The 16253-nt window shown below is 39.2% G+C and carries 13 protein-coding genes; 11 read left to right on the top strand and 2 right to left on the bottom strand.

Features of this window, described 5'->3' with window-relative positions:
* Positions 1 to 9 precede the first annotated feature (9 nt).
* From EO113_RS02580 to EO113_RS02570, 3 genes are read left to right on the top strand one after another with little or no spacing between them, the layout of a single operon-like run.
* On the top strand, positions 10 to 777 hold the full coding sequence (locus EO113_RS02580) for a shikimate kinase (protein ID WP_062403179.1): 768 nt from the start codon (positions 10 to 12) through the stop codon (positions 775 to 777).
* The gene (locus tag EO113_RS02575) at positions 774 to 2921 is read left to right on the top strand and encodes an ATP-dependent RecD-like DNA helicase (protein ID WP_126940976.1); all 2148 of its coding nucleotides are present in this window, start codon (positions 774 to 776) and stop codon (positions 2919 to 2921) included. Before EO113_RS02580 ends, EO113_RS02575 begins: the two co-directional genes overlap by 4 nt.
* Positions 2921 to 3574 carry a ComF family protein gene (locus tag EO113_RS02570; protein WP_127135478.1) on the top strand — a complete coding sequence of 218 codons (654 nt, stop codon included), beginning with the start codon at positions 2921 to 2923 and terminating at the stop codon, positions 3572 to 3574. Before EO113_RS02575 ends, EO113_RS02570 begins: the two co-directional genes overlap by 1 nt.
* Before the next feature lie 3 nt (positions 3575 to 3577).
* Here the strand turns inward: EO113_RS02570 and EO113_RS02565 are convergent, their stop codons facing one another.
* Positions 3578 to 4180 carry an HD-GYP domain-containing protein gene (locus tag EO113_RS02565; protein WP_062403170.1) on the bottom strand — a complete coding sequence of 201 codons (603 nt, stop codon included), beginning with the start codon at positions 4178 to 4180 and terminating at the stop codon, positions 3578 to 3580.
* A 739-nt stretch (positions 4181 to 4919) separates the two neighbouring features.
* On the opposite strand from EO113_RS02565, the gene EO113_RS02560 reads away from it, so the two are divergent.
* The 5 genes from EO113_RS02560 (at position 4920) to hpf (ending at position 8695) form a co-directional block, all read left to right on the top strand.
* Positions 4920 to 5735: a basic amino acid ABC transporter substrate-binding protein gene (locus EO113_RS02560; protein ID WP_370466827.1), complete on the top strand. Its 816-nt coding sequence runs from the start codon at positions 4920 to 4922 to the stop codon at positions 5733 to 5735.
* 64 nt (positions 5736 to 5799) lie between these two features.
* Entirely contained in the window at positions 5800 to 6483 is a 684-nt protein-coding gene (locus tag EO113_RS02555; RefSeq protein ID WP_009372151.1) for an amino acid ABC transporter permease, read from the top strand.
* Positions 6480 to 7202, top strand: a complete 723-nt coding sequence (locus EO113_RS02550) for an amino acid ABC transporter ATP-binding protein (protein ID WP_127011117.1) — start codon at positions 6480 to 6482, stop codon at positions 7200 to 7202. The genes EO113_RS02555 and EO113_RS02550 overlap by 4 nt, the downstream gene beginning before the upstream one ends.
* A 599-nt stretch (positions 7203 to 7801) precedes the next feature.
* A complete protein-coding gene (locus EO113_RS02545; RefSeq protein WP_009354004.1) occupies positions 7802 to 7999 on the top strand; it encodes a cold shock domain-containing protein in 198 nt (65 codons plus the stop codon).
* A 162-nt stretch (positions 8000 to 8161) separates the two neighbouring features.
* A complete protein-coding gene (gene hpf / locus EO113_RS02540; RefSeq protein ID WP_009372200.1) occupies positions 8162 to 8695 on the top strand; it encodes a ribosome hibernation-promoting factor, HPF/YfiA family in 534 nt (177 codons plus the stop codon).
* A gap of 183 nt (positions 8696 to 8878) precedes the next feature.
* Here hpf and EO113_RS02535 read toward each other — a convergent pair whose 3' ends face one another.
* Positions 8879 to 12787, bottom strand: a complete 3909-nt coding sequence (locus EO113_RS02535) for a phosphoribosylformylglycinamidine synthase (protein WP_127135476.1) — start codon at positions 12785 to 12787, stop codon at positions 8879 to 8881.
* Positions 12788 to 13019: 232 nt separating this feature from the next.
* Here EO113_RS02535 and EO113_RS02530 point away from each other — a divergent pair, with 232 nt between their 5' ends.
* The 3 genes from EO113_RS02530 to purN are packed head-to-tail and all read left to right on the top strand — an operon-like array spanning position 13020 to position 16243.
* Positions 13020 to 14576: an amidophosphoribosyltransferase gene (locus EO113_RS02530; RefSeq protein WP_127135475.1), complete on the top strand. Its 1557-nt coding sequence runs from the start codon at positions 13020 to 13022 to the stop codon at positions 14574 to 14576.
* Positions 14566 to 15627, top strand: a complete 1062-nt coding sequence (gene purM, locus EO113_RS02525; protein WP_127135474.1) for a phosphoribosylformylglycinamidine cyclo-ligase — start codon at positions 14566 to 14568, stop codon at positions 15625 to 15627. Before EO113_RS02530 ends, purM begins: the two co-directional genes overlap by 11 nt.
* Positions 15620 to 16243, top strand: coding sequence for a phosphoribosylglycinamide formyltransferase (gene purN / locus EO113_RS02520; protein ID WP_127135473.1), 624 nt, complete (start codon positions 15620 to 15622; stop codon positions 16241 to 16243). The genes purM and purN overlap by 8 nt, the downstream gene beginning before the upstream one ends.
* Positions 16244 to 16253: the final 10 nt, after the last annotated feature.

Below are 16253 nucleotides of genomic sequence, written 5' to 3'. Positions count from 1 at the left end.
AGTATATCTATGAAATTACAAGAAAATCGCCAAAAAATTGATGCTATTAATAAAGAAATGATTCGCCTCTTTGAAGAACGTTTGAGTATTGTGGTAGATATTGCAAAATATAAAGAAGAGCATCAGATGAAAATTCATGATGTACAAAGAGAGCAAGAAATCCTTGCATCGGCTGTACAAGCATTGGAAAACCCTGAATTAGCGGATTATGCAAAAGAGTTTATGAATGAGGTAATTCGTATTTCTAAAGAGTATGAAAAGAACCATGTTCATCAACATATTTTCTTAATTGGTATGCCTGGAGCAGGTAAAACAACGATTGGTAAAGCCTTAGCACAGGCATTAGGCTTAGAGTTCTTTGATGTGGATACAGAAATCCAAGAGCGTACAGGAAAATCTATTCAAAATATTATTATTCATGATGGAGAAGAAGAATTCCACCAATTAGAACTTAATGTAATTCAAGATTTGGTGAGCAAAAAAAATGCCAGTGTCATTGCTACAGGTGGTGGTACGGTATTGTGTGATGCCACAGCTGAACTGATGCGTGAATCTGGTTATGTGGTATTGATTCAACGAGATGTAAAACAAATCCTTGACGATTTAGATATGGAAATTCGTCCATTATTGAAAGAAAGTATTGAATATATTTTCCGCTTATACGAAGAGCGTCAACCAATTTATGAACGTGTGAGTCACATTAAAATTGAAAATATTAGCAATGTAGCAGATGTGGTACAAGCTGTTATTTCTGCATTGCCCAATGCATCTCTATGATAACGGTATTAGGAACGGTATACCGTGTAATCTATAAGTCCCCTCAAGAAGATTACTGCATATTTATCGTGCGGGATTATCAGGAAGATACTCATACTTGTACAGGAAATATAGCCCCTCCCAAAGTAGGGGAAGAGGTGGAAATTAAAGGTAAGTTTGTAATTCATAAAAGATATGGCAAACAGATTGCTGTCCAAAGCATACAACGTGTGATGCCAGATACCTTAGCAGGTGCTAGACGGTATTTAGAAAGTCTTAGTGTGAAAGGGTTAGGTCCTAAATCATTAGATAAGCTGCTGGACTATTTTGGAATTTCTATTCTAGAGATTCTGAAAAACGAAAATCCTATGGAATTATTAGAAGTCCCCAATATATCCCTTAGAACAAAGCAAGAACTGTATAAGGTTTTGTTAGGTGAAGGGGTCTTGCAGGAAATTAATGATTTTTTTGCTAAATACAATATGAGTAATCGTTGGAGTCGCCAACTTTACGAAGTGTACGGTGCTAAAAGCATAGAAATGCTGCAAGATAATCCTTATTACCTATTGACGGTGGATACAAACTTGCCTTTTTCTGTAGTAGATCATTTTGCAGCAGAATTAGGATTTCCCTTTGATAATCCAAAGCGCATCGATGCAGGGATTCGCTTTACCATGGAGCAGATCGGATCTTCAGGGCATTCTTGTATGCCCGTAGAGGAATTGATGGTACAGTTGTCGAATCTATTAGGTGATGAGTATATCGATGTGATTGTAGACCGTTTAGAAACCTTAATTGAAACAAAGCGCTATGTACAGGTAGATCACGACGATGTACTGTATATCTACCACCCTACTGTGTATCGAGCAGAAGTAGACAGCGTAGATTTCACAGAAGCTTTCCTAGATAATGATGTACTACCTTTATTGGATGGTGATGATTTCTGCAAAAGTTATGAAATTAAGCATTCCATGGAGTTAGGGGTGGAGCAAAAGCAAGCTATTCATATGGCGCTTAGTCATCGATTCTCTATTATCACTGGAGGTCCAGGTACAGGAAAGACCACTATTATCAAAGCCTTAGTAGAAGGATTTCAGCAAGGAAACCTAAAACGTATTGTCCTCTGTGCGCCTACAGGACGAGCTACGAAGCGTTTGTCGGAAGCGACAGGTATGGAGGCTTATACTATTCATCGCTTGCTAGAGCCAGAACTTGATAATACTATTTATACCTTTGCCCGGAATCAAGATGAGCCATTAGAGGTAGATGTAGTTATCGTTGATGAATCATCTATGCTTAATTTAGAGCTATACTATGCCCTGATACAGGCGATTCCACCTAGTGCTTATGTGGTCCTTGTGGGAGATGTAGATCAATTGCCACCTATCGGTGCGGGCTTTATTTTGCGAGATATGTTGACTAGTTCTGTGATACCTTATCAAGGGTTAACGCAGATATATCGTCAACAAGAGGGGAATCGAATCATCGATAATGCCTACGCGATCAATCATGGTGAGATGCCCGATCTATCGAGTTGTGATGAATTTCAATTTGAAAGTGCTCATGATGTGGAAAGTGTCCTATTAGCGGTTACTAAGCATTATCGAGAGGAATTACAGTACGTAGAGTCTGACCTAGATATTCAAATCGTTTGTCCTATGCGTAAAGGCGTCATAGGTAGTGCGGCTATTTCTAAATATTTGCAAGAAGAATTGAATCCGAGAAGAAGCGGTGAAGAAGAATTAAAAGTAGATGGTACAGTGTATCGCATTGGAGATAAGATTATTCAAATGGAAAATAATTATGATCAAGATGTGTACAATGGAGAAATTGGTGTAATTACAGATATACTTGGCAAACAGGTACATGTAAAATTTCCAGATAAATCGATGACTCTTGACGAAGAAGATATGATGACGATGGCACTTGCTTATGCAATTACGGTTCATAAAGCACAGGGTAGTGAATATGAACGTATCATTCTACCATTTATTTCTGCCTATAATGTGATGTTACAGCGAAATCTACTCTATACAGCGATTACACGTGCTAAGGATAAGGTGTTACTTATCGGTAGCGAAACGGCTGTAGATACAGCGGTGAATCGAGTAGATACAAATTATCGGTATACATTATTTAAAGAACGCTTAGAGGGGGCGATCTAATGAGATTATGGGACTTATTGTGTCCACCTACTTGTATCCATTGTGGTAATGATGTATATACTCAAGGTGAGTGGTGTGATACATGTTTGCAAGCAGTTATGCATGAACGTTGTATAATAGGTCCAAAATTTTCTTCTTTAGAATGTATATATATTCTAGCAGATTATGTAGGTGGCATTAAAACCATGCTACACGATATAAAATTTAATGGAAAAAAGGAGCGAGCTCTAGGAGCCGCTCCTTTTTTACAACGTTTTACAGTTACTTGTTTGGATATGAAGTATGTACCAACCATTGTTGTACCTATTCCCATTAGTGAAAGCAAACGGAAACAACGGGGTTATAATCAAGTGGATGTGCTATTCAAAAGTTGGGTTATGCAACAAGGTTGGAATTGGGTAGATTTATTGTTGAAATTAGATGGATCTAAACCGATGTGGACATTGACAAAGGAAGAACGACGAAAAAATATGAAAGGTCATTTCTTAGTTCGTTCTACTATGGTGGATACGTATGTTGATAAAGACCTTAGTGTATTGCTAGTGGATGACATCTATACTACGGGGGCTACTTTACTAGAAGCAGCGGAGACAATTCATGCTGTTTTGCCTAGGGCAAATATAAAGGCTCTCACTTTAGCAAGTGGAGCCTAATGATTATCCTAATATTTCTATGAATGCTTTCACTACATCTGGATCAAATTGTGTGCCAGAGTGTCTAAATAGTTCTTGTTTGATCTCGCTACGAGGTTGTAGGCTTGTATCTGAAGCTGGGTCGATGGCTGTTACGTAGTAATCAGCAATACCAATAATGCGAGCTCCTAATGGTATATTAGCACCTCGTAAGTGTTTAGGAAAACCTGTGCCATCCCAACGCTCATGATGGTATTTAATGTAAGGGATGATAGGCTGGCAACATGGATAGTTTTCAATCATGCTAGCCCCAAATACAGGATGTTGCTTGTATTTGGATAATTCCTGACGGTTGAAGTAGGGAAACTTCATCAAGGTAGTGGTAGGTAAGCAAATTAAGCCTAAATCGTGTAAACACGCTGCGTGGCGAATCAATTCGATTTCACCTTTTGGCAAACCCATTTTAGCAGCAATGGCTACAGCATAATTGGCAACCTGTACTGAATGCACATATAAAGTTTGGCTTTTCATCTGAATCATTTGTAAGAGTTGTAAGGTTACTAACTCTAAGGTGCTTTTATCTTGTTCGTAAGCCCCTGATTCTTGAATTAATGATAACATAAACATGTGCAAATCCTTCCTAACAAACAGAAACGGTGTACTCTCTTTTGGAAAACCACCGTTTTTATATTCTTCGTTTACTTAAGTACACACATTATACAATAAAATTCTATCCTTGAATATACCCTATAGAGTGGACAAAAATGTACTGAAAAGTTCTCATCATTTACATAAAAAGTGAGAATGTGATAAACGTGGGATGGAGTAAAGCTGATGTATATTTGATGAAAAAAAGCAAGTCTTTTTTATAAATGTACTATATAAAAATGATATAAGTAAAATGAAAAATATCATGATAGTTCCTAAGTGACAAAAGTAAAAAATATAGATATAATAAGAGTACATAACGGGTCTGTGGTTGAAAGTCGAGGCCAGTCGCAGGCGAAACGATCCACATAAGCAATGAGAAATTGTGAGCATGGTGCGGCTTAGATGTAAGACCTGCCGACAAAATATGTCGAGAGGGGTAGTAGTGGGGAGCATGGCTTAAGAGCGAACCTTCCAGCAGGCGAGTGTGGGGGCAAAGACCAGGTCAGCCGTATGAAACACAGCAGAAATTGTTCTGCTGTGTATTTTTTTATGCTTTTTTGGTATATCAGTTTCTATATATTGCTTATACAATTTAACAAATATAACAAGAATTAATAAAAATACAAAATATATGTAAATTTATGTTGACTAAATATTCATGTAGATGTATAATTAGTGTATAAGATATACATAAGATATTTAGTAAAGGAGACCAATTATGAAAGCAAATGTAAAAAAATTAATATGTACGGGCTTATTAGCTTTAGGTGTAGTAGCACTACTAGGGGGATGTGGCTCTCAAGGAGGAGACCAAGTACAAAAAGGAAGTGTCTTGAAGATAGGCACTAATGCAACGTTTGTACCGTTTGAGTTTAAGCAAGAAGGATCCGAAGAATTACAAGGTTTTGACATCGATGTAGCTAAAGAAATTGCGAAACGGACGGGTAAAACTATTGAATTTAAAAATGTTCCTTTTGATGCACTAGTACCAGCTTTAGATAATGGCGAAATTGATTTAGCAGCATCGGGGATGACCATTACAAAAGCACGGATGGAAAAAGTTGGTTTCAGTATGCCTTATTATGAATCTGGTATGGCTGTGGTTGTCAAGGAAAGTAGCATTATTAAAAGTTTAGATGATTTGACAGGAAAAACGATTGCCGTACAAATGGGTACTACAGGGGCAGACTTAGCAAATAAAATCAATGGAGCTATAGTAAAAAACTTTGACCATACTAGCGATGCTTTATTAGAATTACAAAATGGTGGTGTAGAAGGGGCCTTAATTGATTTGCCAGTGGCACAGTATTACGTAGCCAAACATAGTGATCAACACTTAACGATTATCGCTTATCCAAATACGAAAGAATACTTTGGCTTAGCTATGAATAAAAAGAATAAAGACCTAGTAGATAGTGTAAATAAAGCATTGACAGAGATGAAGCAAGATGGTACTTTAAATAAGATATACCAAACATGGTTTAAAACTGACATGCCTAAGGATATTCCCGTGACATACGAAGGAAAATAATGTACTATATAAGGAGGCTTTGTGCCTCCTTATCTGTGTTGAATGAAAGGATGGATAGGTAACGATGGATTTTAATTGGCAGTTAATTGTCGACTCTTTACCCCTGTTAATTGGAGGGGCTGGAATTACAATTCAAATTACCCTCATGAGTGTGGGCTTTGGTTTCTTTATTGGACTAGTAGTGGCGCTGATGAACTTATCACGATTTAAAGTGATTCGTTTGATCGCAAAATGTTATGTAGAACTATTTCGTGGCACACCACTATTAGTACAAATCTTTATGATTTACTTTGGTGGTCCTAAATTATTGGGGGCTATCGTTAATGCCAATGGTGCGCCAGAACCAATTGGGCCCTATTTAGCCGCCGTCTTGGCTTGTTCTATAAACTCTGGTGCTTATGTTTCAGAAATTTTCCGTGCCGGTATCCAATCTATTAATAAAGGTCAAATGGAAGCAGGTCGCTCTTTAGGTTTAACTTGGTTCCAAACGATGCGCTATGTTATTATGCCACAAGCTTTCAAAGCTATCATTCCACCATTGGGCAATGAATTTATTGCTATGTTGAAAGATACTTCTCTAGTAGCAGTTATTGGTTTTGAAGAATTGACACGTCGAGGACAATTAATTATCGCTCGTACCTACGGTTCCTTTGAAATTTGGACAGCCGTAGCGGTGATTTATTTGATTATGACATTAACCATTTCCCGACTCGTAGCGTACTTAGAAAGGAAATATAATATCAAATGATTCAATTACAGAATGTACATAAATATTTTGGACAACTCCATGTCTTAAAAGGCGTTTCTACAGAAATCGATGCTGGTGAAGTAGTGGTCATTATTGGACCATCTGGTTCTGGTAAAAGTACTGTATTACGCTGTATGAACTATTTAGAAGAACCAACAGAAGGTGACGTGATTGTAGATGGCAAGAACTTAAATGTGAAAGAAAACATCAACAACGTACGCGCTGAAGTGGGCATGGTATTCCAGCGGTTTAATCTATTTCCTCATATGACTGTAATAGATAATATTACTTTAGCACCACAAAAAATTAGAGGACTTTCAAAATCTGAAGCGGAAAGCATTGCTCGTGATTTATTGGGAAAAGTAGGTTTATCCGATAAAGCAGAGGCGTACCCAGAACAATTATCTGGGGGGCAGCAACAGCGTGTAGCCATTGCTAGAGCTTTAGCGATGAAACCAAAAGTCATGCTTTTTGACGAACCTACATCAGCGTTAGATCCAGAGATGGTTAGTGAAGTATTAGACGTTATGAAAGATTTGGCTAAAGAGGGGATGACTATGGTCATCGTTACTCATGAAATGAGCTTTGCCAAAGAAGTAGCTACACGTGTATTATTTGTAGATGGTGGCGAAATTTTGGAAGAAGGAACACCAGCAGAAGTATTCGATACTCCAAAACATGAACGAACAAAGTCTTTCTTATCAAAAGTTATTCGATAAGACGATATCAGAGACATATAACTACCCTATATATGGAGTTTCCTATGTAGGGTAGTTTTTTTGTTGTGAAATTAAGTATGATATCTAAAATTTTACTAATGAATTGATTGGTATGCCTAGACCTATATGTTGTAAGGAGTACACCGTTTTAGATAGTAGTGGTATTTATTTGTATGAGTATAAAATATAGTGAATAACTTACGCAAAAAGAATAATTATGGTATTGTTTCATAGTTGTTTATAAAATAAAATAATTATTAAAATGATGCGCATATGGAATAAATACAACGATATGAATAAAATATATAAATTTAATCTTGATAATTGACATTATTCATAGATTTATAAAAATAAGGTATAATGTGAATATAAATTGAAAAATATAATGCATATATAAAGCGTAAAATATACCCTAAATGTTTATCTTATTAGTATAGAATGAAATAATTGATTAATAGTTTCGTTAAATTATATCGATATGTTATATACTTGAAAATAAAGTGATATTTTGATTGACATCATACATATATAGTGATAACATGAAAGCAAGATTTAGATACTCTAAATCGCTTGCAGTATTAAAGGTAGGAGGAATTATCATGCTTGGGAAAGTAAAATGGTTCAGTGCAGAAAAAGGTTATGGCTTTATTGAAAGAGAAGATGGCAGCGATGTATTCGTTCATTTTTCTGCAATCCAAGAAGATGGCTTTAAGTCTTTATCCGAAGGACAACAAGTAGAATTTGAAATCGTAGATGGCAACCGTGGTCTTCAAGCGGCTAACGTATATAAAGCATAATTTATGAACAAAGCTTAGGGATTCCTAAATAGGGTCCCTAAGTTTTTTTTACTTTCACTAAATGCAGAAAAAATATAGAAAAATAAAAAAGGGTTTTCATACTTTCATGTAGAATTATATACATATAGCAACACTATATGTTACACAGAAAGGGTGACGACTATGAAAGTATCTGTAAGAGGAAAAAATCTTGAAGTGACAGCTGCCTTGCGTGAATATATTGAAAAACGGTTGGAAAAGTTATCCCGTTATTTTGAAACACCAGTTACGGTTCAAGTTGTGTTATCTCTAGAAAAAGAAGAGCGCAAAGTAGAAGTGACATGTTTTGTAGAAAGCGTAGTATTGCGTGGTGTAGAAAGTCATTTAGATATGTATGCTGCTATCGATTTAGTGGTGGATAAAATTGTTCGTCAAATCCATAAACATAAAACACGGTTAGCGAAACGATTCCGTAAAGAAACTGGATTCCATGTAGATGTGACACCTGTGGAAGCGATTCCAGAAGAAAAGGAATTAGAAGTAGTACGCCGTAAAAACTTTACTGTACGTCCTATGAGCGTGGAAGAAGCAATTTTACAAATGAACCTATTGGAACATGACTTCTTTATGTTCTTCAATGAAGATACTGAAATCATGAACGTTGTATATCGTCGTCATGATGGCAAATATGGTTTGTTAGAACCAGAAGTGGGTTAATTATAATTCATACATCATATATCATATATAAAGGGCTATGATACCATGTATTACATGTTGTCATAGCCTCTTTTTTGTAAAGCCATATAACGATAGAGGAAGATGGATACTTTTACTCCATCTTCCTCTATTTGTGTTTTTCAGTTTTTTTATAGTTTGGACTTAGGTTACCGAGCGAGAGTACTAATCTATAAAGTAGTGCACGCCTGATGCAAAAATAGGCATTACAAGGTTACCATTGATATTTTTATGTATACCATGGCCCAAGCGTTCTATATGAGCCATTTTCCCTAATATTCTACCATCAGGGCTTAGTAATCCTTCTACAGCACCTATAGATTGGTTAGGATTCCATCGTGGATCATAGGTAGTATTACCCACAAGGTCTACATATTGTGTGGCAACTTGCCCCTGAGCATAGAGTTCTTCTACTTGTTCTGTTGTAGCAAGGAAACGACCTTCTCCATGAGAAATAGGGACTGTGTAGATGTCGCCTATTTGACAAGCACTGAGCCATGGTGAATTTGTGGATACAACCTTTGTATGGACTATCGTAGAAATGTGACGTCCTATTGTATTGTACGTTAAGGTAGGACTGGTTTGCTCCAATGGTTGGATATGGCCTGTTGGGACTAATCCAAGCTTAATTAGTGCTTGAAATCCATTGCATATACCAAGCACTAAACCATCACGCTTGTATAATAGATTCTCTAAAGATTCTTGCAAGTATGGATTGTGAAACAGGGTAGCTATAAATTTGCCTGATCCAGCTGGTTCATCACCGCTACTAAAACCACCAGGGAAACATACAATTTGAGCACTGTTTATACTGCGTTTTAAGGCTTGAATAGATTCTTGTAATTCTTGACTGCTTCGATTGCGAATGACAAGAGTTTCTATCTTGGCACCATGCTCTGTGAAAGCCCGTGCAGATTCATATTCACAATTGGTGCCAGGGAATACAGGAATCAGCACTTTAGGATGAGATAGAGAAGTATACTTACTACATGGTTTGCTTTGTGTAGTGTGTAGTAGTTTGCTGTTAGCAGAGGTACTGGTATCGGCGAAGTTTTTTTCTTTTGCGTAGATAGGAAAGATAGATGCTAAGGTGCTTTCATAGGAATTGGTTAAGTCATCTAATGAGATAGTGGTATCCCCCATCACAATAGAAGGGTCTTCTTGTGTAGTGCCAATATGGTACATGTGAGGTAAGTCCCTTAATGCCTGAGCTGTCACAGTATCCACCTCTATGAGGAAGGAACCACGGAAGGGATAGAACAATATATCTTCAGGAGTTAGAGAAGCAAGGGAACTATCATTCTCTGATGTATTGGCACAGGATTGAGTTATGCTTGTTTGGTCTAGTTCTCGTTTTTTATGCGTAGAAGATACAGCCATAACTAGTCTTTGCAGTTCGTCTTTATGGTAGACACAGCCAATGGCATTGCCTAGACAAGCTTTCACCGTAGCGGGTCCGATGCCATCCTGTTCTACGACATACGCACTATATACTTGTTGTGTGATATTGTAGGAACGCAAGGTTTTACAATGTGCTTTAAAGGCGGCCCAATTAGGTGTACCATCAGAGCGCTCTGGTACATGCAGAAATAGGATATGATGGTGTGCCTCATGAAAGTGCGGAGATAGTATGCGGTTGACTTCTTCGGTGGTGACGGCAAAAGAAATAAGAGTAGGTGGCACATGGATCTCTTGGAATGTACCGCTCATAGAATCTTTGCCACCAATAGCGGCTACACCTAATTGGTGTTGCGCCTCATAGGCACCCAACAGAGCAGATACTACTTTACCCCAGGATATAGGACTGTTGAGTTTTTCAAAATATTCTTGCAAACATAGATAGGCTTTAGAGATATCTCCTCCTAAAGCGGCTAATTTTGCTAAGCTAAGGAGTACCGCATATTGAGCGCCATGGTAGGGACTCCATTCTGATAGATATGGATCAAAACCATGAGTCATGATGCTAGCAGTCGTGGTAGTTCCCTGTAATACAGGAAGTTTTGCTACCATCCCTTGGACAGGAGTTTTCAAATAGGTTCCACTGAAAGGAAAGAGTACTGTATTTCCACCTACGGTAGAGTCAAACATAGCTCGTAATCCCTCTTGCGAGGTACTGTTCAAATCTTGCAAGGTTTGGTGAAAGCGTGTTTCTATGGAAACTTTGGTTGTTGTAGAGAGGGAAGATAGATTCGTAACATACGAAGGAGAGTGGTTTTCTCTTGGAGACACGATATGAGCTGTAGTACTTTGTGTAGCTCCATTTGTAGCTAAGAACTGACGATGTAGGTTGACGATAATTTCTCCTTGAAAGTCCATCACTAGGTGCCCAGTATTTGTCACTTTTCCTACAATGGTAGCCTCCAAATTTTCCTCTGCACAATAGGATTTGATTCGTTTCCATTGGCTAGGATCAATAATGCAAGCCATTCTTTCTTGGGATTCTGAGATGGCTAGCTCTGTTCCAGTGAGCCCAGTGTATTTTGTAGGTATCGCATCTAGGTATATATGAATGCTATCTGCGAGTTCTCCAATAGCAACGGCTACACCGCCTGCTCCAAAGTCGTTACATCTTTTGATATATTGTGTCACCTCTGGGTTGCGGAATAGGCGTTGTATTTTTCGTTCTGTCACAGGATTTCCTTTTTGCACTTCTGCACCACAGGTAAAGAGAGAGTCTTTCGTATGTATTTTAGAAGAGCCTGTAGCACCACCACAGCCATCACGGCCGGTTTTACCACCTAGCAATATAATGAGATCACCTAGAACAGGGTTTTCACGATGTACATGAGATCGTGGCACAGCACCGATGACAGCACCTACTTCTAAACGTTTAGCTCGATAGGAGTCATGGTAATATTCTCGTACTTCCCCTGTAGGAACGCCGATTTGGTTGCCGTAGGAAGAAAAACCTTTGGCGGCTGTGGTTGTGATGTAGGATTGTGGTAATTTACCGGGCAAAGTATGCTCTTTTGAGACTAAAGGGTTACCAGATCCAGTGATACGCATGGCTTGGTATACATAGGCACGACCACTGAGAGGATCTCGAATACAGCCACCTAAACAAGTGGCAGCACCACCCAAAGGTTCGATTTCAGTGGGGTGATTATGGGTTTCGTTTTTGAACAATAACAGCCATTCTTCTTCTTTGCCATCCACCTGCACAGGAACAATAATGGTGCAAGCATTGATCTCGTCCGACACATTTAATTGATTTAGTTTGCCTTGATGACGGAGTTCTTGCATAGCCATTGTGGCCAGGTTCATTAATGTGGGTGCTACATCAGCTGATGGATTCAGTTGTTGTTTTGTTTCAAGATAGGTTTGATACGTTTTTTTAATCGGCTTGGTAAGGGCAGACTCATCAAAGGTAATCTCCGTTAATTGGGTATTGAATGTAGTGTGGCGACAATGATCTGACCAATAGGTGTCTAATACACGAATTTCAGTCACTGTTGGATTGCGATGCTCTGTTTGAAAATACCTTTGAATACATAGTAGGTCTTCTAGAGTCATGGCCAATTGCATAGAGTGAAGGAGTTCTTCTAGCTTTATTTTCGTCAGGGTGGTGAACTCCTCTATGTGCGAAGTTTCTGGAACTACCGGCGTTACTATATCTAGCGTTGTAGGAAGGTCCATGGAGCTTTCATGGGCATCGATAGATTGCAAAAGATATTGTCGAGCTGTATCTATATGTATTTTAGTCAGTGGGCCCCTTAAGACATAGATTCGTGCAGTACGTACGGTACTATGATCATGATCGGTGAGGATGGAGAGGCATTGCTCTGCAGCATCAGCACGCTGATCATATTGACCTAGCGTAGGTGCAATAGCAATGGGATGGTCTAGGGAGGACAGGTTTAATGTAGTACAAGTAGTTTCTATGGGAGGTTCAGAAAAAATGAGGGTTTTAGCACGTTCAAACTCTGATTCTGTGATTCCAGAGATGTCGTATCGTTCGTAGATTCTGAGGTCCGTGAGAGGAATCTGTAAGTCTTGTTGAAAGGTCTCAAGTAGCTGCTGTGACTCTTGTGATGTGGTAGTGCGAGGAGTGACAAATAGACGGAAAATGTGCATACATAGCCTCCTTTGGGTTAATAGGACAGTAGTGAGATTCTTATTACATCCTATAGTATGTTTGTTAGCGTTCCATACATGACTTTTTGTATCTTAAGTATACCACGTTTTTTGTTGATTTCCTGAGTTTGTATTGAAGATAGCTGTGTAGCAAGTTATAATAGAAATAGTTTGACATTTGATAATTTGTCCGTGTGCACGATATGAGTAGAGTATGACTCTAGGGGGCATAATGAAATATGATAGTATGTTAGATACATGGCATGAGGAATGCGGAGTCTTTGGAGTCTATGACAAGTCCTCTACCATCGGGACAACTATATATGAAGGGCTTATGGCGTTACAGCACCGAGGGCAAGAGGGAGCGGGTGTCGCTGTTGCTCATGAATTACAGATAGATGTGGTGAAAGGACCTGGGCTCGTGAAAGAGGCCTTACAGGATGTTTCTTTCTTAAAAGGTCATATAGGCATTGGGCATGTGCGGTATTCCACCACAGGTATAGAGAATCCTTGTGATGTACAACCTCTTGTAGGAACATCACCGTGGGGGACATTCGCAGTAGCCCATAATGGGAATTTGACGAATGCCCAAGTGTTACGTCGTGAGTTGGAAACCCAAGGCTGTGTGTTTACGACTACAATGGATTCAGAAGTCATCGTCCATTTAATCAACTGCTCCAATATATCGACCATCTTAGGTGCGATTCAGCAAGCTTGTAGAAGATTGGAAGGCGCCTTTTCGTTGACGATTGTTGCTAATGAGATGCTGATAGGTGTGAGAGATCCTCATGGGTATCGTCCTCTTTGTGTGGGACGTACGGCCCATGGGTATGTACTTGCCTCTGAAAGTTGCGCTATAGACGCTATAGAGGGGACTTTCATTCGTGATGTAAGGCCTGGTGAAATAATTCTTATTGATGGAACAGATTTCCGCAGTGTACCGTATCACTCCAGTATAAGATACGAAGTCTCGGACTACCAAAATACTGAGGGTGGTATACAGAGTAGAACTATTTCTCGAGGTGGGGTTGAGGGATTAGAAAATAAAGAAAAAACAAAACAATTACATGTAGGAAGTGCAGGCGTAGAACAACAGGAGGTAGTGGAACAACATACTTGCGTGTTTGAATATATTTATTTTGCACATCCTACCAGTGTTATCGATGGGCAAGGTGTATCAGAAGCAAGGGTAGCGATGGGGCGTCAGTTGGCAAAAGAAACACAGTATGAAGCGGATATTGTTATGCCCATACCTAGTTCAGGGACTTTGTCTGCTCAGGGATATGCAGAGGAATCTGGTATACTCTATAGGGAAGGATTAGTGCGAAATCCGAAGGTATTGCGGACTTTCATAGAACCCAACCAAATTAGTCGAGAGGAAGCGGTGCGTAACAAGTTTAGTATTGTTCCTGATGTGGTACAAGGAAAGCGTATTGTTCTCATTGATGATTCCATTGTACGAGGCACCACAAGTCGATATATCGTTTCCATGTTACGACAAGCGGGAGCAAAAGAAATCTATTTGTGTTTAACTTCTGAACCTATTCGGTATCCTTGCTATTTTGGTATCGATACATCTGATGCAGAAGAGTTGTTAGCTCATCGATATTCCATAGAAGAAATCCGTCAATATATTGGCGTTGATCGTTTATATTATTTGTCTCATAAAGGATTGGTGCAGTCTATAAAACAATTAGAAGCACCGCATTTGTGTGTGGCTTGTTTTACTGGAGAGTATCCAAGTCCTGTAGGGGATGAGTATACTAAGGGAGGTACTTATGTCTGTTGATAATACACCTGTTACCTATTTAGATGCTGGCGTGGATATGGAAGCGGGCAACCAGCTCATTCAAAAGATTAAACACCGTGTGGAACGCACCTATACACCGGGTGTATTAGGATCCTTAGGCGGTTTTAGTGGGCTCTATTCTTTGGCACAGCACGCCATGAAAGAACCCATTCTTGTATCGAGTACGGATGGGGTGGGTACTAAAATTCGCTTTGCCGTCCTCATGAATAAGCATCGCCAGATTGGTCAAGATTGTGTGGCTATGAGTGTGAACGATGTGGTAGCACAGGGGGCGACTCCTTTATTTTTCCTAGACTACATTGCAGTCGGTAAATTGGAACATAATCATATTGAAAGTATCATCGATGGTATTGGTGAGGCTTGTGAAGAATGTGGGTGTGCTTTAATCGGTGGAGAAACATCGGAAATGTCTAGTTTCTACGGCGATGGCAATTATGATTTAGCTGGCTTTGCAGTGGGGATTGTAGATAAGGACCGATGCATTACGGGAGACTCTATCGAGGCAGGAGATATGGTGCTAGGTTTACCTTCATCAGGTTTACACTCCAATGGATTTTCCTTAGTGCGCCATATTATCTTAGAAAAACAACAAATACCATTGGATACCTATGTAGAAGAGTTAGGTCGTACCATTGGAGAAGAAGTATTAACACCAACGAAACTGTATGTAAAACCTATTCTATCACTACTGAAAGAACAGTTAGTGAAGGGGATGGCTCATATAACAGGAGGATCTTTCTACGACAATATTCCTCGCATATTACCAAAAGGGTTATCTGTCACTATTCATAGTGATGCCTGGCCAGTACCACCTATTTTTAAGCTATTACAAGAATGGGGACATGTGGAAACGAAAGAAATGTATCATACTTTCAATATGGGCATAGGCATGGTACTTGTGGTGAAACCAGAATTAGTAGAACGAGTCGTAGAAGTGTTACAAGAACAGGGAGAGGTAGTGTACTCCATTGGACTTGTTACAGAAGGGCAAGGAGATGTGACGATTCTTGGTGAGGCATTCCATGGGTAAACGTTTGGCTCTATTTGGCAGTGGCAGAGGGTCTAATGGAGAAGCCATCTATAAGGCCATAGAAGCGGGGTATATAGAGGGTGAAATAGTTCTTGTCATTAGTGATAGACCCAATGTGGGTATTGTGGAGAAAGGATGTGCTTGGCACATTCCTGTACACATAGTAGAGACTGCCAACTATGGTACTGAAGCAGCCTGGACACAAGCTATGCTAGATTTGTTACAAGAATATGAAGTGGAGGGCATCTTGTTAGCTGGGTATATGCGTATATTACCACCTACATTTGTGCAAACATACAGAGGAAATATCTTGAACATACATCCCTCCTTATTGCCAGCTTTTACAGGCTTACAGGCACAGAAACAAGCCTTAGTGAAAGGCGTAACATACACGGGATGTACTGTTCATTTTGTGGATGAAGGTATAGATACAGGTCCCATCATTGTGCAGGCAGTGGTACCAGTTTTTGAAGATGACACGGTGGACACCTTATCAAAACGAATCTTACATGAAGAGCATCGCATCTACCCTGAAGCGGTGCGCTTATTTTGCGAGGATGCCTTGGAGATAGTGGGATCTCGTGTTGTTATTAAGAAACATGCTATTATCAAATAGACTATATGAG

It is taken from the genome of Veillonella sp. 3913 (assembly GCF_003992235.1).
Lineage (GTDB): Bacteria > Bacillota > Negativicutes > Veillonellales > Veillonellaceae > F0422.
This window is presented reverse-complemented; position numbering and strand designations above follow the sequence as displayed.

What these genes read in the sequence shown, in the direction of transcription:
- EO113_RS02545 (WP_009354004.1), top strand. Translation starts at nt 7,802, where the DNA reads ATGCTTGGGAAAGTAAAATGGTTCAGTGCAGAAAAAGGTTATGGCTTT.
- EO113_RS02550 (WP_127011117.1), top strand. Translation starts at nt 6,480, where the DNA reads ATGATTCAATTACAGAATGTACATAAATATTTTGGACAACTCCATGTC.
- EO113_RS02575 (WP_126940976.1), top strand. Translation starts at nt 774, where the DNA reads ATGATAACGGTATTAGGAACGGTATACCGTGTAATCTATAAGTCCCCT.
- EO113_RS02555 (WP_009372151.1), top strand. Translation starts at nt 5,800, where the DNA reads ATGGATTTTAATTGGCAGTTAATTGTCGACTCTTTACCCCTGTTAATT.
- purN (WP_127135473.1), top strand. Translation starts at nt 15,620, where the DNA reads ATGGGTAAACGTTTGGCTCTATTTGGCAGTGGCAGAGGGTCTAATGGA.
- EO113_RS02535 (WP_127135476.1), bottom strand. Translation starts at nt 12,787, where the DNA reads ATGCACATTTTCCGTCTATTTGTCACTCCTCGCACTACCACATCACAA.
- EO113_RS02580 (WP_062403179.1), top strand. Translation starts at nt 10, where the DNA reads ATGAAATTACAAGAAAATCGCCAAAAAATTGATGCTATTAATAAAGAA.
- EO113_RS02565 (WP_062403170.1), bottom strand. Translation starts at nt 4,180, where the DNA reads ATGTTTATGTTATCATTAATTCAAGAATCAGGGGCTTACGAACAAGAT.
- purM (WP_127135474.1), top strand. Translation starts at nt 14,566, where the DNA reads ATGTCTGTTGATAATACACCTGTTACCTATTTAGATGCTGGCGTGGAT.
- hpf (WP_009372200.1), top strand. Translation starts at nt 8,162, where the DNA reads ATGAAAGTATCTGTAAGAGGAAAAAATCTTGAAGTGACAGCTGCCTTG.
- EO113_RS02570 (WP_127135478.1), top strand. Translation starts at nt 2,921, where the DNA reads ATGAGATTATGGGACTTATTGTGTCCACCTACTTGTATCCATTGTGGT.
- EO113_RS02530 (WP_127135475.1), top strand. Translation starts at nt 13,020, where the DNA reads ATGAAATATGATAGTATGTTAGATACATGGCATGAGGAATGCGGAGTC.